The organism is Egicoccus sp. AB-alg2 (assembly GCF_041821065.1).
Lineage (GTDB): Bacteria > Actinomycetota > Nitriliruptoria > Nitriliruptorales > Nitriliruptoraceae > Egicoccus.
This window is the reverse complement of record NZ_JBGUAX010000010.1, coordinates 30,255-47,602: the sequence shown is the minus strand read 5'-3', so window position 1 is coordinate 47,602 and position 17,348 is coordinate 30,255. Positions and strand designations below refer to the sequence as shown.

Annotated in this window: 14 protein-coding genes; 6 read left to right on the top strand and 8 right to left on the bottom strand. The window is 72.6% G+C overall.

What is annotated here, in order from left to right; genetic code table 11:
* Positions 1-103: 103 nt before the first annotated feature.
* Positions 104-928, bottom strand: a complete 825-nt coding sequence (locus ACERM0_RS18950; protein WP_373680199.1) for a hypothetical protein — start codon at positions 926-928, stop codon at positions 104-106.
* A gap of 94 nt (positions 929-1,022) precedes the next feature.
* Positions 1,023-2,129 (bottom strand): hypothetical protein, encoded by a 1,107-nt coding sequence (locus ACERM0_RS18945; RefSeq protein ID WP_373680198.1) that lies wholly within the window; start codon positions 2,127-2,129, stop codon positions 1,023-1,025.
* Positions 2,130-2,368: 239 nt separating this feature from the next.
* On the opposite strand from ACERM0_RS18945, the gene ACERM0_RS18940 reads away from it, so the two are divergent.
* On the top strand, positions 2,369-3,439 hold the full coding sequence (locus ACERM0_RS18940; RefSeq protein ID WP_373680197.1) for a Glu/Leu/Phe/Val dehydrogenase: 1,071 nt from the start codon (positions 2,369-2,371) through the stop codon (positions 3,437-3,439).
* Between the two features lie 22 nt (positions 3,440-3,461).
* On the opposite strand, the gene purM is transcribed toward ACERM0_RS18940, so the two are convergent.
* Positions 3,462-4,502, bottom strand: coding sequence for a phosphoribosylformylglycinamidine cyclo-ligase (gene purM, locus ACERM0_RS18935; protein WP_373680196.1), 1,041 nt, complete (start codon positions 4,500-4,502; stop codon positions 3,462-3,464).
* 204 nt (positions 4,503-4,706) lie between these two features.
* The gene (locus tag ACERM0_RS18930; RefSeq protein WP_373680195.1) at positions 4,707-5,126 is read right to left on the bottom strand and encodes a hypothetical protein; all 420 of its coding nucleotides are present in this window, start codon (positions 5,124-5,126) and stop codon (positions 4,707-4,709) included.
* Between the two features lie 228 nt (positions 5,127-5,354).
* On the opposite strand from ACERM0_RS18930, the gene ACERM0_RS18925 reads away from it, so the two are divergent.
* Complete coding sequence (locus ACERM0_RS18925) at positions 5,355-9,014, top strand: homocysteine S-methyltransferase family protein (RefSeq protein ID WP_373680194.1); 3,660 nt, start codon at positions 5,355-5,357, stop codon at positions 9,012-9,014.
* Positions 9,015-9,994: 980 nt separating this feature from the next.
* On the opposite strand, the gene ACERM0_RS18920 is transcribed toward ACERM0_RS18925, so the two are convergent.
* Complete coding sequence (locus ACERM0_RS18920) at positions 9,995-10,183, bottom strand: hypothetical protein (protein WP_373680193.1); 189 nt, start codon at positions 10,181-10,183, stop codon at positions 9,995-9,997.
* A gap of 222 nt (positions 10,184-10,405) precedes the next feature.
* A complete protein-coding gene (locus tag ACERM0_RS18915; protein WP_373680192.1) occupies positions 10,406-10,528 on the bottom strand; it encodes a hypothetical protein in 123 nt (40 codons plus the stop codon).
* Between the two features lie 751 nt (positions 10,529-11,279).
* On the opposite strand from ACERM0_RS18915, the gene ACERM0_RS18910 reads away from it, so the two are divergent.
* Positions 11,280-11,492, top strand: a complete 213-nt coding sequence (locus ACERM0_RS18910; protein ID WP_373680191.1) for a hypothetical protein — start codon at positions 11,280-11,282, stop codon at positions 11,490-11,492.
* Between the two features lie 117 nt (positions 11,493-11,609).
* Here ACERM0_RS18910 and ACERM0_RS18905 read toward each other — a convergent pair whose 3' ends face one another.
* Positions 11,610-11,816, bottom strand: a complete 207-nt coding sequence (locus ACERM0_RS18905; RefSeq protein WP_373680190.1) for a CsbD family protein — start codon at positions 11,814-11,816, stop codon at positions 11,610-11,612.
* A 302-nt stretch (positions 11,817-12,118) separates the two neighbouring features.
* Here ACERM0_RS18905 and ACERM0_RS18900 point away from each other — a divergent pair, with 302 nt between their 5' ends.
* On the top strand, positions 12,119-12,790 hold the full coding sequence (locus ACERM0_RS18900; protein WP_373680189.1) for a flavin reductase family protein: 672 nt from the start codon (positions 12,119-12,121) through the stop codon (positions 12,788-12,790).
* Positions 12,791-12,809: 19 nt separating this feature from the next.
* On the opposite strand, the gene ACERM0_RS18895 is transcribed toward ACERM0_RS18900, so the two are convergent.
* Entirely contained in the window at positions 12,810-13,445 is a 636-nt protein-coding gene (locus ACERM0_RS18895; RefSeq protein ID WP_373680188.1) for a hypothetical protein, read from the bottom strand.
* Positions 13,446-13,666: 221 nt separating this feature from the next.
* On the opposite strand from ACERM0_RS18895, the gene ACERM0_RS18890 reads away from it, so the two are divergent.
* Positions 13,667-16,348 carry a GNAT family N-acetyltransferase gene (locus ACERM0_RS18890; protein WP_373680187.1) on the top strand — a complete coding sequence of 894 codons (2,682 nt, stop codon included), beginning with the start codon at positions 13,667-13,669 and terminating at the stop codon, positions 16,346-16,348.
* Between the two features lie 124 nt (positions 16,349-16,472).
* Positions 16,473-17,339, top strand: coding sequence for a methylenetetrahydrofolate reductase (locus ACERM0_RS18885; protein WP_373680186.1), 867 nt, complete (start codon positions 16,473-16,475; stop codon positions 17,337-17,339).
* The last annotated feature ends 9 nt before the right edge of the window (positions 17,340-17,348 follow it).

Genomic DNA, 17,348 nt, shown 5'->3' with positions numbered 1-17,348 from the left:
AGTACGACGCTAGTAGGTGACCGCGTCGCGTGCCCGCTCGGCGTGCACGCAGCGTCACGGAGCGTGTTTCGACCGGGATCGTCACACCGCGCCGGCGACGCCGTCAGCTCGCGTGCTGCTTGGCGCGACGGTGCGTCCACCGTGATCGCGCCACACCGTAGTAGGCGGCGGCGCCGAGCAGGTCCCCCGAGCTCAACGCGTCCACGGCCTGCCACAACTCGGCGCAGGTCTGGTCCGCATGCAGCTCGTCGCGACTCAGCAGCCGCGACACCCCGCCGTAGTCGAGCTCGAGCAGCGACCCCGGATCGAAGGCGTCGACCCAGGCCGCCACGCTGGCCAGCGCCCCGAGCACGTCGTCGCCGTCCTCGACCGTGGCCTCGACGACCTCGATCGCGCGCTCGAGCCGCTGGGCGGCCTGGTCGCAGGTCGTGAGGTAGGTCACCCGTGGGCCGGCGCCCTCCGGCGGGTCGGTGAACCGTCGCTCCTTGGGGTCGAAGCACACGAACCAGTGCAGCGGCACCGCCCACGGCTCGTCGAGGATGTGCGGCACCCGACCCGAGGCTGACAGGTCGTCGAGCCGGTCCAGAGCACGGTGGTCGGGGACGAACGCGTCGATGAGCAGGTCCGGCACCGTGCGGCGGAAGGCGGCCATGGCCATGGCGGCCCGCAGGTCGAGCTGCAACGGGCACAGCAGGATGCGGTTGCCGGCCCGCCGGACCAGTGCCGCGTCGTCGCCCAGGGCGGCCGCCCCGGTCAGCGTGGAACGGCCCGTCAGCAGCCGGGCGGCCGTCGCGCCTGCCTCGGCGTCGGCGACCTGGCGCCGGTTGAGTCCGTGGCCGGCGGCGACGTAGGCCGACCACCGCTCGCGTTCCCGCGGGGGGAACGCCTCCAGCGGCGTGAACACCCGTAGTTGTGCGACCGGGACCATGGGCGCGACCGTAGCGGACGACACGACCTCCGCGAGGCCGACGCGGCCCCCGACCGGCGTGGCCGTCGGACGGGGCACGGTCGGACCGGGGCGGTCACACCGGGGCCACGGGCAGGCCCACCCGTCCGAGTGCCGCCTCGACGACGTCACGCGGGAACGGCAGGTCCCGGTGCTCGCCGTGGAGGATCCAGTAGAAGTCGTTGACGACCGTGGCCACCTCGGCGTGGCGCTGCACGAACCGCCGGGTCGCAGGCGGCAACACCCCCGGTGCGTCACCGGCTGCCGCGCGGCGCACGATCGCGTTGCGGTCCGCGGGGCTGCGGACCCCCGTGTAGGTCCGGACCGCCCAGTTCACGAGTTGTGCGACGGTGTAGGCGACGTCGTGGGCACGGTTGCGGGCGAGGAACGCCACCTCGGCGTCGGTCAGGTCGAAGTCGCTCGCCAGGGCCAGACCGAAGTCGGCGAGGTGGATCCGCGCACCGTCGGTGAGAACGTTCTGCAGGTGGCTGTCGAAGTGCCACACCCCGGCTCGGTTCATGTGTGCGACGGCGTCCAGCAGGTCGCCGCCCAGGCCGGTGAACGCCGCGTCCGCGCCGTCGGGGTCCGCGTCGGCACGCGCCGTCAGCCAGTCGTGCAGGGTGTCCGGCACGTACTCCAGGAACAGCAGCAGACACCCGGTGGCGTCGGCGTTCGCCTCCAGGCGGGCCCGGACCGCGGCCGAGCCGTGCCAGAAGGCGACCAGCCCGTCGATGTCCTCGCGTGCCACCCGGTCGCGCGCGGGCGGCCCGACGGTCGGTGCCTCGGCGAGGAAGCGCCAGTGGTGGAGCAGCGGGAAGCCGGCACAGGTGTCGGTCAGGACCCAGGCGTTGGCGCGCTCGTGCACGGCCAGCTCCCGCCAGACGTTGAGCCCGGGCGAGCCGACGCCGTAGTGGCAGAACGCCGGCAGGCCGTAGGGGTTGCCCGTCGCACGGCGTAGGTCCGCACGCGACTCGCGCGCGTTGACCGGCACCTGCTTCACGAACACGGGCGCGTCCGCCACCGTCAGCCGCCGTGCGTGACCGCCGATGCCGGACCCGACCACCTGCGACGCCGACACCAGCTGCCGCAGTTGCCCGTCGGTCAGGGCGGTGAGCGCGGTCGCGACGCTCGCGTGCACGGCCGACCGCCGCGCGTGGACGGACATGGCCGCCGGATCGTCCACGTCGCCTCGCTGGTCGGCCCCGGGTCGCCACCCTAGGTGGCGTCGTCTCCGGCGGGTGCCGGCGCCCGTGATCGCCGCGACGCAGCACGCTCCGGGGGCGGACCCCGTTAGGCTGGCAGTCGGCGGAGCGCGCGACCCGTGCCTGCCGACCTTCGATAGGGAGCGCGTCCGGACAGCGGCACCGGACCGGGACCGACCGTCCCGGCGGCCGCGGGCGCACGACGTGAGAGGAGCACGCGGTGGAGGGACCCTTCGCCCGTTTCATGGGCCACGAACAGGTCGTCTTCGGCAGCGACGACGAGACCGGGCTGCGGTGCATCATCGCCCTGCACTCGACCCGGCTCGGCCCGGCGCTGGGCGGTACCCGCTTCTACCCCTACGCGACCGAGGACGAGGCCCTCACCGACGTGCTGCGCCTGTCACGCGCCATGTCCTACAAGGCCGCGTGCGCCGGGCTCGACCTCGGCGGTGGCAAGGCCGTCATCATCGGTGACCCGGCGCAGCTGCGCTCCGAGGCGCTGCTGCGCGCCTACGGCCGGCTCATCGAGTCGCTCGGCGGGCGCTACGTCACCGCCTGCGACGTCGGCACCACCCCGGCCGACATGGCCATCGTGCGCCGCGAGACCCGCTGGGCGACCGGCGCCGACGAGGTCCACGGCGGCTCCGGCGACTCCGGCGTGTTGACCGCCTACGGGGTCTACCTCGGCATGAAGGCCGCCGCGCGGGCCGCGTTCGGCACCGACGCGTTGGGCGGCCGTCACGTCGCCGTGCAGGGGCTCGGCAAGGTCGGCGCCCGGCTGGTCGGCCACCTCGTCGACGAAGGCGCCAAGGTCACGGCCGCCGACGTCGCCCCCGCGGCCACGGAGCGGGTCGCGTCGCTGCCCGGCGTGGAGATCGTCGACGTCGAGGACGTGCTGCTCGTCGACGCCGACATCGTCTCGCCCAACGCCCTCGGTGGCGTGCTGGACGCCGACACCATCGCCCAACTGCAGGCCAAGGTCGTCTGCGGCGGCGCCAACAACCAGCTGTGCACCGAGGAGGACGGCGACCGGCTCCAGGAGCGCGGCATCTTCTACGCCCCCGACTTCGTCGTGAACGCCGGCGGGCTGATCAACGTCTCCGACGAGCTCGAGCCCGGCGGCTACTCCGAGGCCCGCGCCCACCAGCGCGCCGACGCCATCCCGCGCACGCTGCTGGAGATCATCGCCGAGTCGCGCGAGCAGCGGGTGTCGACCGAGCACGCCGCGGTCACGGTCGCCGAGCGGCGCATCGCCGCGGTCGGCGGCCTGCGCCGCTTCTGGCTGCCCTGACCGACGGCGCGGCGCTCCGGCGTCACCCCGCGAGCGTCACGCGCGTCGCGCCACCGGCCGTCTCCTCGACGACGCCCATGACCCACGCCTCGACGGCGCGCTCCTCCAGCACGGCGAGCGCGTCGTCGGCGGCGTCCGGCGGGACGGCGGCCACCATGCCGACCCCGCAGTTGAACGCCCGCCACATCTCCTCGTCGGCGACCGGCCCCTCGTCGCGCAGCCAGCGGAAGATCTCGGGCCACTGCCAGGTCGCGGTGTCGACGGTGGCGCCGAGCGTGTCCGGCAGCACGCGCGGGAGGTTGCCCGGCAGCCCGCCGCCGGTGACGTGGCAGAAGGCGTGCACCTCGACGGCGTCGCGCAGGGCGAGGCAGTCCAGCGCGTAGATGCGCGTCGGCTCCAGCAGCTCCTCGCCCAGCGGGCGCGACAGGCCGTGGTTCGCGGTCAGGTTGCGGCCCCCGACGATGCGCCGTACGAGGCTGTAGCCGTTGCTGTGCAGGCCCGACGAGGCCATCGCGATCAGCCGGTCGCCGGGCCGGACACGCTCGGGGCCGAGCAGTTGGTCGCGTTCGACGACGCCGACGCCGAAGCCGGCGAGGTCGAACTCGTCCTCGCCCAGCAGCCCGGGATGCTCGGCGGTCTCGCCGCCGACGAGCGCGCAGTTCGCGAGGCTGCAGCCGTCGGCGATGCCGCGCACGATCGCGGCGACGCGGTCGGGATGGAGCTCGCCGACGGAGATGTAGTCGTTGAAGAACAACGGCTCGGCGCCCGGCACGACGAGGTCGTCGACGACCATCGCGACCAGGTCCTGCCCGATCGTGTCGAGGCGGTCCAGTCGCCGGGCGAAGTCGATCTTCGTCCCGACGCCGTCGGTCCCGGACACCAGCACCGGCTCGCGGTAGCGCGAGGGGTCGAAGGCGAACAGGCCCCCGAACCCGCCGATCCCGCTGAGCACCTCGGGGCGGTGGGTACGGCGGACCGCGTCACCGATCAACTCGACGCTGCGGTCCGCGGCATCGAGGTTCACACCGGCGTCGGCGTAGGAGATGGGCTCCGGTCCGGGCATCGTGGCGGCCTCGCGATGAGCGGCGTCGTCGCCCGCATCCTCGCACGCCCGGCCCCCGGGCGGAAGCCGAGGTCCCACCGCGCCGGCGAACCCGGCAGCGGCCGCCTCGGGGAGGACCACGACCCTCCGGCCGACTCGTCGTGATCGGGCGTGCTCCGCCGCGCTCAGCGGCGATCGGGGACGCTCAGCCGCGCGCGAGCACGCTCAGACGCGCTCGCGGGGCAGGCGCCACTGCCGCCGGAAGGCGCGTTCGGCGTCGGCGAAGCTGTCGAGCGGGTCGATGACCGACTGGCAGGCCTCGAGCAACTCCTCGAGCTCGCGCGTGGAGGCCGCCACCTCGTCCACTTCGTCGGCGCCCTCGACGGCCTCGTCGAGGGCGCGGGCGCAGTCCTGCCACTCCGGCTCGACCTCCGCGACCCGCCAGGCCGGCATCCAGGTGCGCGCATCCGCGATGGCCTGGCGTACCGCGTCGGTGCCGACCGCGATCGGTGCCGGCTCCACCCGGCCCGTCGGCAGGGTGCCCAGCAGCACGCGGCGGCCGCCCTCGATCACGTCCGCGCAGTCGAGGAACGCCCACCACGCGTCGCGGTGGGACTCGGGCAGGTCGGGCTTGCGTCGGAACATGGCGCGGAACGCTACCCGCTCCCCGCGGCGACCCGGGCCGCGGACGGGCCGCGGACAGGCCGCGGACGGGCCGCAGGCCCTGCGCTTCGAGGGCCCTTCCGCACCGGGAGCGGTTGCTTCCTGCACTGGATCGGTTCCGCCGCCGGCGGGTGAAGGAAGCAACCGGCTCTGCACCGTTGGCATTGGTGGGGTCGGAACCGGGCGACGACGAGCGTACGCTGGCGTGCCATGACTGCCGTGCCGCTCCCGCCCCTGTCCAAGCATCCCTTCCTCGACGCGCTGCGTGAGCGCGTCGTCGTCTTCGACGGCGCCATGGGCACCATGCTCCAGGACGCCGGGTTGACGGCCGACGACTTCGGCGGCGACGACCTCGAGGGCTGCAACGAGGTACTGGTCCGCAGCCGCCCCGACGTGGTCGCCGGTATCCACCGCGCCTTCCTCGAGGTGGGCGTCGACGCGGTCCAGACCAACACCTTCGGTGGGGCCCCGTGGGTCCTCGACGAGTACGGCCTCGGCGACGAGGCAGAAGCGCTCAACCGCCGCGCCGCCGAGATCGCCCGCGAGACCGCCGACGCGTACGCGACCTCCGACCGCCCGGCCTGGGTGGTCGGTTCGATCGGTCCCGGTACCCGCGCACCGACGCTGTCGCTGGGCAAGGACCCGGCGACGACCAAGGACTTCATCGACGTCGCCACGATGGAGGACGGCTACCGGCGCCAGGTGCGCGGCCTCCTCGACGGCGGCTGCGACGTGCTGCTGATCGAGACGTCGTTCGACCTGCTGCAGATCAAGGCGGCGGTGGCCGCCTGCAACGACGTGTTCGTCGAGCGCGGCGCCCGCGTCCCGCTCATGGTGCAGTTCACGGTCGAGAAGGACATCAACACGATGCTGCTGGGGACCGAGCCCCTGGCGGCCATCGCGGCGCTCGATCCGCTGCCCATCGACGTGCTGGGCATGAACTGCGCCACCGGTCCGGAGGACATGCGCGAGCACGTGCGCACGCTCGCGCGCCAGTCGCGGCTGCCGATCAGCGTGATCCCGAACGCCGGGATCCCCCATCTGGAGGACGGCCACACGGTCTACCCGCTTGGCCCCGCGGGGCTGGCGGAGGCGCAGCGCGAGTTCGTCACCGACTTCGGGGTCAACGTCGTCGGCGGCTGTTGCGGCACCACGCCGGCCCACCTCGCGGCGGTGGTCGAGGCGGTCGGCGGCCTGCGCCCCCGGCGGCGCGTGCTGGACCGCCCGAACTACGTCCGCGCCGGCGCCGCCGGCCGCGTCACCGACCCGGGAACCGACCAGGAACTCGGGATGGCGACCCCGCTGAACGTCGAGTTCCGGCCGGCCCTCGCGTCGCTCTACACGCCGGCGCCGCTGGAGCAGGACAACGCGTTCCTGGCGATCGGCGAGCGCGCCAACGCCAACGGCTCCAAGGCGTTCCGCCAACTCCTGCTCGCCCAGGACTGGGACGCGGCGGTGCAGCTCGCCAAGTCGCAGACCCGCGAGGGCGCCCACGTCCTGGACGTGTGCGTCGACTACGTCGGGCGCGACGGCGTGCCCGACGTGATCGAGATCGTCGACCGCTACGCGACGCAGTCGACGCTCCCGCTGGTGATCGACTCGACCGAGGTCGAGGTCATCGAGACCGCCCTGGTGCGCCTGGGCGGGCGCGCCGTCATCAACTCGGTGAACCTCGAGGACGGGCGCAGGAAGGCCGATCGGCTGCTGCCACTGGCCAAGCGCTACGGCGCCGCGGTGGTCGTGCTCGCCATCGACGAGCAGGGCCAGGCGCGGACCGCGGACTGGAAGGTCGAGGTGTGCGAGCGGGTGGCCCGCCTCGCCATCGAGGAGTTCGGCCTGGAGCCGCACGACCTGATCTTCGACTGTCTGACGTTCCCGCTGGGCTCCGGCCAGGAGGACCTGCGCCGGGACGCGCTGGAGACGATCGAGGCGATCGAGCGGGTCAAGCAGGCGGTGCCCGGCTGCTTCACGACGCTGGGCGTGTCCAACGTCTCGTTCGGGCTGTCCCCGGCGGCACGGCAGGTCCTCAACTCCGTCTTCCTGAAGGCGGCGATGGACCGGGGCCTGGACTCCGCGATCGTGCACCCCGGCAAGATCCTGCCGCTGCACCGCATCCCCGAGGAACAGGTGCAGGTCGCGCTGGACCTGATCCACGACCGGCGTGGCGCGGCCGGCCTGGGCGGCACCGCCCCCGCCGACTACGACCCGTTGCACCGCTTCATGGCGCTCTTCGAGGGTGCGACGGAGACGCGGGCGTCGGCCGAGGAGCTCGCGTCCCTGCCGGTCGAGCAGCGCCTGGAGCGGCGCATCGTCGACGGCGACCGCGACGGGCTCGAGGCCGACCTCGAGGAGGCCCTGGCGGCGCACCCGCCGCTGACCATCATCAACGAGTTCCTGCTCGCCGGCATGAAGACCGTCGGCGAGCTGTTCGGTTCCGGCCAGATGCAGCTGCCGTTCGTGCTGCAGTCGGCCGAGGCCATGAAGACCGCGGTGGCCTACCTCGAGCCGCACATCGAGGCGGCCGGCGGCGGATCGTCGTCCAAGGGCTCGATCGTGCTGGCCACCGTGCGCGGCGACGTGCACGACATCGGCAAGAACCTCGTCGACATCATCCTGCGCAACAACGGCTACGAGGTGCACAACCTCGGGATCAAGCAGCCCATCGACGCCATCCTGTCGGCCGCGGAGGAACGCGGCGTCGACGCGATCGGCATGTCCGGGCTGCTGGTGAAGTCGACGGTCGTGATGCGCGACAACCTCGAGGAGATGAACGTCCGCGGCGTGGCACACCTGCCGGTGCTGCTCGGCGGCGCGGCGCTGACCCGCGGCTACGTCGAGGACGACCTGCGCGACCTGTACGAGGGCAACGTCTTCTACTGCAAGGACGCCTTCGAGGGGCTGCGCGTGCTGGACGCGGTGCTGACGGCCCGCCGGCAGGGCGTGGAGGCACCCGAGGAGCTGACCGCCCGCCGGGAACGGCGCACGCCGAAGAAGACCCGCGCCGAAGAGGCCCCGCCCGTCGTCGACGCACGGGGGCGGCCCCGCTCGGCGGTCGCCACCGACGTCGAGGTACCGACGCCGCCGTTCTGGGGCCAGCGGGCCGTGCGCGGCATCGGCGTGGACGACGTGTGGCCGCTGCTGAACGAGGTGGCGCTGTTCCGCAACCAGTGGGGTTTCACCCCCGGCGAGCTGTCACCCGACGAGTACCAGCAGTTGCTGGACACCAAGGCACGACCGGTCGTGCGCGAGTGGCTGGCCCGAGCGAAGGCGGAGAAGGTCGTCACCCCCGAGGTGGTCTACGGCTACTACCCCGCCAACGGCGACGGTGACGACCTCGTGGTGTGGGACCCTGCGGCGCCCCTGGAGCGCGAACTCGTGCGCTTCACCTTCCCCCGCCAGACCCGCGGCCGGTTCCTGTGCATCGCCGACTTCTTCCGCCCGCTCGACAGCGGCGAGGTCGACGTGCTGCCGGTCCAGGTGGTCACGATGGGACGCCGCATCAGCGAGGTGGCGCAGCAGCTGTTCGCGGCCGACCGCTACCAGGACTACCTGTTCGCCCACGGTTTCGGCGTGGAGATGGCCGAAGCCCTGGCGGAGCGGTGGCACCGCCGTGTGCGCGAGGAGCTGGGCATCGCCGGCGAGGACGGGCCCACCAAGGAGGACTGGTTCCGGCAGGGCTACCGCGGGTCGCGCTACTCGTTCGGCTACGCGGCCTGTCCGGACCTGGAGGACCAGGCCACGCTGTTCCAGCTCATCGACCCAGGCCTGATCGACGTCGAGCTCACCGAGGAGTTCATGCTCCACCCCGAGCAGTCCACCTCCGCGATCATCGTGCACCACCCGGAAGCCAAGTACTTCAACGCCCGCTAGGGCTTTGAAGTACGCCCTGGAGGGTGGGCGGCGTCATCGGATCGTGCACCACCCGGAAGCCAAGTACTTCAACGCCCGCTAGGGCTTTGAAGTACGCCCTGGAGGGTGGGCGGCGTCATCGGATCGTGCACCACCCGGATTCCGGTATGCCAACGCCCGCTGCCCCGTGCGGAGGTGTGGGCAACACGCCGCCACTCGTGGCGACACGGCGATTGCCGCCCCGTCGGTCACGCGTCCGTGTACGTGACCCGCAAGAACGCGCCCGGATGCACACGCGCAGGCAGGAGCGACGGCGTTCGGTCCCGACGAGGGCTCGGCGTGCCGGAACCCGGGCCGGATGTCGAACAGGTGCCGCACGGTCGGCCCAGCGGCGCACCGGTGCGTCGCTGGCTCGACCAAGCGCACTGCAGCGACATCGAGGTTGCTCCGCCGCTCCCCGAGGGCCGTGTGACGCGAGCCTCGCTCGGTGACGCCAGCCACGCATCGATGCGAATCTGGCGTCACACCGACGCGTTGGCGTCACCTGCTCGACACGCCCGGAATCGCCATACCGCCTGCGGCGGTTCGTGCCAGGATCGAGAACCGCTCCCATCGGCGCTTCCGCGGAAGCGCCGTGCGAGGTGTCGCTGCACAGCGGGCCAGGTCAGTGCAGCGCGAGCACGTCCCGGAGGGCGTTGTCGATCGCGGCCATCGTGCTCGGGCTGAACATGCCGCGGCGCTCTCCGAGATCGACCTCGTGGACCAGCTCCAGCTCGTCGGTCATCGCCCCGGCGCGTGTGCGGAGCGTCCCGGTCGCGGTCGCCGAGCTCCACGATCGTCGGCAAGGGCCGTTTCGGTCGCGTCGTGATGCGTACCACGTGGACCCACTCGAACCGTGACCGGTTCCGCCCATCGTTGGAGACGATGACGACCGGCTTGGGTCCGTCATCGTCGAGGTAGCGGACGACCACACGCCGCCCGCAGCAGTTCGTTCGTGGCGCTCACGCGGAGGCGCGCCGACGTCGGCGGGCGCTGGTGGTCGGCTCGACCCACGTGCGGGTGTCGTCGAAGTCGCCAGCGTCCACGGCCTCGTTGTACGCGTCCTCCAGCAACGCCTTGCGGACGCGTCCCACCCCGAGCAGCACGAGCGCGCGGAGTTCGGCAGAGTCAGATGCGAGGCGTTCACCCATGATCCGCTCGAGCGCCGCATGCTCCGCCGAACCCTTATCCAGGACGGCGCGACCACCAGCGTGTCGGCGTGGTCGAAGTTGATGGTCTTGCGGCTCAAAGTGTCCATGCCACGCGGTGCAGCTCGAACTGCAGCACGGAAACCGGACCCTTGAACCGCCACTACGCCCGTTGCCGCGCGCCTCCTGGGCCCATCACGCTCGGTGATCAGCGGGCTCGACCGCTCAGCGAAGCAGCAGATTGAGGAGCACCGTCAGGACGACGGAGGCGAGGATCGAGATCAGGATCATCCCCAGGCACCCGGCGCCACCGCCAAGCGGCCTCACCTCGACGTTGCCGAACCTCATCTGGTCCTCCGTTCCTGCCTCCTGACGGGCGCACAGGCGAGGGACCCACCGTACGGGAGCTCCTCCCTGAGATGCGCAGGGACCTCGGCGGACGGGCACCACCGCTGGCCATGCCACCGAGCGCCGAACACAGCCGCGGTCGCGCCACGTCGCCGGCGGCCCTGTCGGCTTCGCACCGGCGAGCCACGGTGGCACTGGCGCGGCCGACGGCGTTCGGGACCGGCGTTCGGGGCCGACGAGGGCTCGGCGTGTCCGAACCCGGGCGCGAGGACGAACGAGTGCCGCACGGTCGGCCCAGCGTCGCACCGGTGCGTCGCTGGCTCGACCAAGCGCCACTGCCTCGACATCGAGGTTGCTCGGCCGCTCGATGGGGCCGTGTGACGCGCGCCTCGCTCGGTGACGCCAGCCCTGCACCGGTGCTGGTCTGGCGTCGCACCGGCGCGTTGACGTCACCATGCGACACGTCCGTCTCATCTGCCGCCGGTGGTGGCCGCCCGCCGGATCGGACCGCTCGCCGATCAACTCCCCGTGCATGCACGGGTTTGGCGTTGCGGAACGGCCCGCAACGCTCCGCCGAAGCCTCACGCGGTCTGGGCGACACCGATGAGGTTGCACCCGCACGCGGTGGCCTCCCTCGACGCGATCACGCGGGCCCCGCTGCGGCGTGTGCGGGGCGGACCCGTTCGGTCGGCCGCCCAGGACCGGCCCGCGCCCGCGCTACGTTCAGGGACGACGACGCCGAGGAGGGCGCATGGACCCCAGGATGATCATCAGCGCGATCCCGTGGCTGCGCCGCGCCTGGCGCATGCTGCCGCCGCCGCTGCGCATGCCGCTCATGCTGGTGGCTGCCGGCGTCGGTATCTACTTCGCCATCACCGGCCGCGACGAACTGAAGCACGCCATCGAGGAGATGCGTGCGGGCGCCGGCGAGCCGATCGACCAGCGCCAGCGCGGCGCGGCCTGACCAAGCCGGTCGGCCGCCGGCCCGGGCCAAGGGCCATCGGCGGTCGGCAGCCCCAGGCATCCCAGCACACGACGACGGGCCACCCGGTGGGTGGCCCGTCGTCGTGTTCCAGGTCGGTCAGGAGCGGCGCATCTCGTCGGCCTTCGCGTCGGCCGAGTCGGCGCGCTTCTCCGCGGCCTCCTGCTCGAGACGCTCGGCCTCGCGCTCCTTCTGGGCGCTCTCCTGGGCGGCCTCGCCCTCGCGTTCGAGGTCCTCGTCGCCGATGGCGCGGCCGGCGGTCTCCTTGGCCACACCCTTGATCTTGTCGCCCATCGAGTCGCTCACGGCCTGTCTCCTTGTCGGCGCTGGTCGGTCGCGGGGAGGGGGCATCAGCCGGGCTCGGCCCGCTTCCGCAGCCCCCACCGGGAAGCGGACCGCCCCCCGTGGACGCCCGGCTGATGACCCTTCGATCGAAGCGCAGCCGGGATGGCGCGCCCACGGTCTGAGTCCGTCCAATGGGGTGGTATTGGCTGGTCGACCGTCCCGGACGGACACCCGGGTGAGCACCTCCGGACGCCGGCCATCCGTACCTCGACACGGGATCCGTGGCAGCATGCGGCGCCAGAGCCCCCGACGAAGAGCCGCGCGTGAGCAGTTCGCATCCCGGACCGCCCGACCACCTCGACGGCCCGCTGGAGGTGGACCCGGCCGACTGGGAGCCGCGTCAGGTCTACTTCCTCATGACGGGGCTGGTGGTCCCGCGCCCGATCGCGTGGGTGTCGACGTACGGGCCCGACGGCGTGCGCAACGTCGCGCCGCACAGCTACTTCAACGTGGTCGCCCACGACCCGCCGCACGTGGTGTTCTCCTCCTCGGGGCAGAAGGACACGCTGCGCAACGTCCGCGAACGCGGCGCGTTCGTGGTCAACATCGTGACGATGGACGTCGTGGAGGCCATGAACTTCACGGCGACCGACTTCCCGCCCGACGAGGACGAGTTCGACTGGGCGCAGCTGACGGAGACGCCGGCCATGGCCGTGGACGCGCCACGTGTCGGCGAGGCCCGCGCCCACCTCGAGTGCCGGCTGGTCGAGGAGGTGCGCGCCGGCAACGGCCACCTCGTGGTCGGCGAGGTCGTGCACCTCCACGTCGACCCGTCGGCCTGGCGCGACGGGCGGATCGACCCGGTCCTGCTCGACCCCGTGTGCCGGCTCGCGGGCACCCGCTACGCGACGTTGGGCGAGGTGTTCCAGCTACCGCGGCCACGGTGGGCCGACGTACGGGGCACCGCCCCGGGCGAGGCCATCCCCCGCCGCTGACCGCCGCCGCCCGGGTCCGTCAGGCCTCCTCGCCGTCGGCGCCCTCGTCCCACTCGGCCCAGCGGGCGCCTTCCTCGAGGTCGTCGTCGGGCGGCTCGCACGTCACCTGCTCCAGCAGGGCGGTGTCGTCGCTGAACTCCAGTACTCCGACGCGGTCGTTGCGGACGTCGGCGACGTGGACCACGGCCACCCGCCACCAGCGGCTGCCGTCGTGCTCCCACAACACCCCGACGTCGTCCGCCGCGACCTGCCCGCGCGTCAGGCACGAGCTCGGACGTCGTGTCCACAGGTCCTCGATGGCGCCCGCGAGGTTCTCGCGGTCGCCGCCGAGCAGCCCGGGCGCCTCCCCGTCGCGGGCGACCACCTCCAGCAGCGCGTCGAGGTCGCGGGCGTTGAACGCCTCGGCGATGCCCTCCAGGGCGTCCACCACGTCGTCGTCGCGGACGCCGACCTCGAGCTCGTCCTCGTACAGCTCCGCGTCGGGCTCCTCGACGTGGAACCCGTACTCGTCCCCCGCGACGCCGCCGCGTTCGTCGGCGGCCGGTTCGGCGCCGTCGTCGGTGCCGTCGATCCGGTCGAGCTGAGCCTCGGCTCCAGCCGCCAGGCGGTCGAGGTCGGACACGAACCCTGCCTTCCAATCGGCGTTCACCCGCATGCTGCCGCTCCGCGGCCGTTCCCACAAGGGGCCGGCTGTTCCGGCGTCGGTGCCCGCCCGAACCGACGGACGGCTCGACGGCCACCGCTCGGCCCGCTTGGCTAAGGGCCCAACGGCCCCCGCCGTGCGGGACCGTCGCCCGGTGGTGGCCGGCGCACGGCGGACCAGACTCGCCAACCGACGAACTGCCCGACGACCGCATCCTTCCAGCGAGGTCACCGATGGAGTCCCACGACCGCGACCACGTCCTGCCCGACGGCACCACCGTCCGGATCCGGCCCATCAACCCGGACGACAAGGGGCTGCTGCTCGGTATGTGGGCGCGCACGTCGGCCGAGTCGCGGCGCCTGCGGTTCCTCGGTCCCTTCAACCTCGACGAGTCCAACGTGGCCCGGTTCACGGACCTGGACCCGAAGATGCAGTTCGCGCTGGTCGCCACGCGGGGCCGGCGCGGCAACGAGCAGATGATCGGCGTGGCCCGCTACGAGCGCGACCCCGACCGCATGGACTCGGCCGAGTTCGCCGCGCTGGTCGAGGATGCCCACCAGGGCCGCGGCGTGGGCACGGCGCTGGTCCGCGAGCTGGCGCTGGCCGCCGCGGACGCCGGCATCACGCACCTGTCGGGCGACATCCTCTCCGACAACACCCGGATGCTGAACCTGGTCCGCGAGCTCGGGCTGGAGTACCGCTCCGACCGCGACTTCGGCGGCGTGGTGCGCAGCGACCTCGAGGTGGCCATCTCGGAGCGGTTCCTCGGCGTCGTCGACGAGTCCGAGCGCGAGGCCGCCGCGGCCGGGCTGCGCCGGTTCTTCCGGCCGGAGAAGGTCGCGGTCGTCGGGGCGTCGCGCAACAAGCAGTCGATCGGCGGGCTGGTCTTCGACAACATCCTGCAGGGCCACTTCACCGGCGTCGTCTACCCGGTCAACCCCAACGCCCCCTACGTGCAGGGCGTCGCGGCCTACCCCAGCCTGGCGGACTGCCCGGAGACCCCCGACCTGGTCTTCGTGTGCGTCCCGTCGCGGTTCGTCAACGACATCGTCGACGAGGCCGGCGAGCTGGGCGTCAAGGCCGTCTGCGTCGTCTCGGCCGGCTTCTCCGAGGTCGGCGAGGAAGGCGAGGCACTGCAGGCCGACCTGATGGACCGCGCCCGCGGCCACGGCCTGCGCATCGTCGGGCCCAACTGCATGGGGCTGCTCAACGGCAACCCCGACATCCGCCTCAACGGCACCTTCTCGCAGATCTTCCCGGCCCCCGGGCGGGTGTCGATGTCGTCGCAGTCGGGTGCGCTGGGGCTGGCCGTGCTCGAGCACGTCCACAACCTCGGTCTGGGCATCTCCACGTTCGTGTCGGTCGGCAACAAGGCCGACATCTCCGGCAACGACCTGCTGCTGTACTGGGAGCAGGACCCGGACACCGACGTGATCCTGATGTACCTGGAGTCGTTCGGGAACCCGCGCAAGTTCTCGCGCGTCGCCCGGCGGGTGTCGCGCCGCAAGCCGATCGTGGCGGTGAAGTCGGGCCGCACCTCGGCCGGCGTGCGGGCCGCGTCGAGCCACACGGCCGCCATCTCGTCCGGCGACACGGCCGTGGAGGCGCTGTTCCGCCAGACCGGGGTGATCCGCACGGACACGCTGGAGGAGCTGTTCGACGTCGCCACGCTGCTGACCAGCCAGGGGCTGCCCAGCGGCAACAAGGTCGCGATCCTCACCAACGCGGGCGGCCCCGGCATCCTCGCCGCCGACGCGCTGGAGGCCAACGGCCTGGAGGTCCCGCCGCTGTCCGACCGCACCATCCAGCAGCTGCGGGAGTTCCTGCCCGCCGAGGCCGGCGTCGGCAATCCGGTCGACATGATCGCCTCCGCCTCGCCGGAGGCCTACCGGCGCGCGATGCAGGTGCTGGGCAACGCCGACGAGATCGACATGGTCTTCGTCATCTTCATCCCGACCGGGACCACGGCCACCACCGACGTGGCCGACGCGGTCGTGGCGGCCAAGGCCGAGCTGCCCGAGGACGTGCCCGTCGTCAGCGTGATCATGGGAGCCGAGGACCTGCCCGCCAAGCTCGCCGACGCCCGCATCCCGGCGTTCACCTTCCCCGAGGCGGCCGCGCGGGCCATGGGCCGGGTGGCGACCTACGCGGGCTGGCGCCGACGCCCGCTCGGTGACTTCGTCGAACCCGACGGGCTCGACCGTGACGCCGCCCGACGGATCGTCGAGGAGGCGCTGGCCGGCGCGTCCGAGGACGGCTCGACGTGGCTGGAGTCCACCCGCGCCGAGGACCTGCTGCGCGCTTACGGCGTGCCGCTGGCCCGCGCCCGGGTCGTCGACAGCGCCGAGGAAGGGGCGCGGACCCAGGCGGAGTTCGACACGCCCGTGGCGGTCAAGGTCGCGGCGCCGATCCACAAGACCGACGTCGGCGGCATCGAGCTGGGGCTGGACACGCCTGAGGCCGTCGCCGAGGCGATCGAGCGGATCCGGCAGGCACTGATCGACGCCGACCTGGCCGAGCACGCCGACGCGTTCCTGGTCCAGGAGATGGTCGGCGACGGGCTGGAGATGGTGGTCGGGGTCACCCACGACCCGTCGTTCGGTCCGATCGTGATGGCCGGGATGGGCGGCACGCTCGTCGAGTTGCTGCGCGACGTCAGCGTGCGCATCACCCCGCTGACCGACCAGGACGTCGAGGACATGCTGGCCGACCTGCGCATGGCGCCGCTGCTGACCGGCTACCGCGGCGCCCCGCCGGCCGACGTCGCGGCGCTCCAGGACCTGCTGTACCGGATCAACGCCATGGTCGAGGACCTGCCCGAGGTTGCCGAGCTGGACCTCAACCCGGTGTTCGTCCGCCCCGACGGGCAGGGCGTGGTCGCGGTCGACGTGCGGATGAAGCTCGCCCGCACCTGATCGCACCGGCGGGGTGTTTCGTCACCCGGTTTCCCCTGTCGCGCGCCAGGGGCCGCGCGGCCGGTCGTATCCTCGACCGCCGCCGTCCCGGCCAGACCACCCCGCCGCCCCTGGGAGTTCGCGTGTGCCACGGATCGATCAGCTGCTCGCCGCCGGCACGACCTACTCGTTCGAGTTCTTCCCGCCGCAGACGGACGCCGGCGAACGCAAGCTGCGCAACACGCTGAACGAGCTCGAGCCGCTGGGGCCGTCGTTCGTGTCGGTGACCTACGGCGCGGGCGGTTCCACGCGCGAGCGCACCCACCGGATCGTCGTGGACATGCTCGAGCGCACCACGATGACGCCCATGGCGCACCTGACCGCGGTCTGCCACACCCGCGACGAGCTGGCCGCGATCCTGGCCCGCTACCGGGACGCCGGCGTGCAGAACATCCTCGCCCTGCGTGGGGACGCGCCCCAGGACGTGCACCCGTTCTGGGAGCTCGAGCGCGCGGTCGACCTGGTCGAACTCGCCCGCGAGGTCGGCGGCGGGTCCTTCGCGGTCGGGGTGGCCGCGCATCCGGAGGGCCATCCGCTCTCACCCGACCTTGCTATGGACCGCCGCCACCTCGCCGCGAAGCTGCGCGTCGCCGACTTCGGGGTGACCCAGTTCTTCTTCGCGGTGGAGTCCTACCTCGCGATGGTCGAGGAGGTCGCGGCGCACGGGTGCGACACGCCGATCGTGCCCGGCGTGATGCCGGTCACCAACGTCCGCCAGATCGAACGGTTCGCGCAGCTGTCGGGCGCCGCGTTCCCCGTCGCGCTGGCCGACCGGCTGCACGCCGTGGAGGACCGGCCCGACGAGGTGCGGCGCATCGGTGTCGAGGTGGCCACCGAGCTGTGCCAGCGGCTGCTGGACGCCGGCGCGCCGGGCCTGCACTTCTACACGCTCAACAGCTCCACGGCGACGCGCGAGATCTACGCCAACCTCGGCCTGCCCGCCCTCGCCTGACCGGCGTCC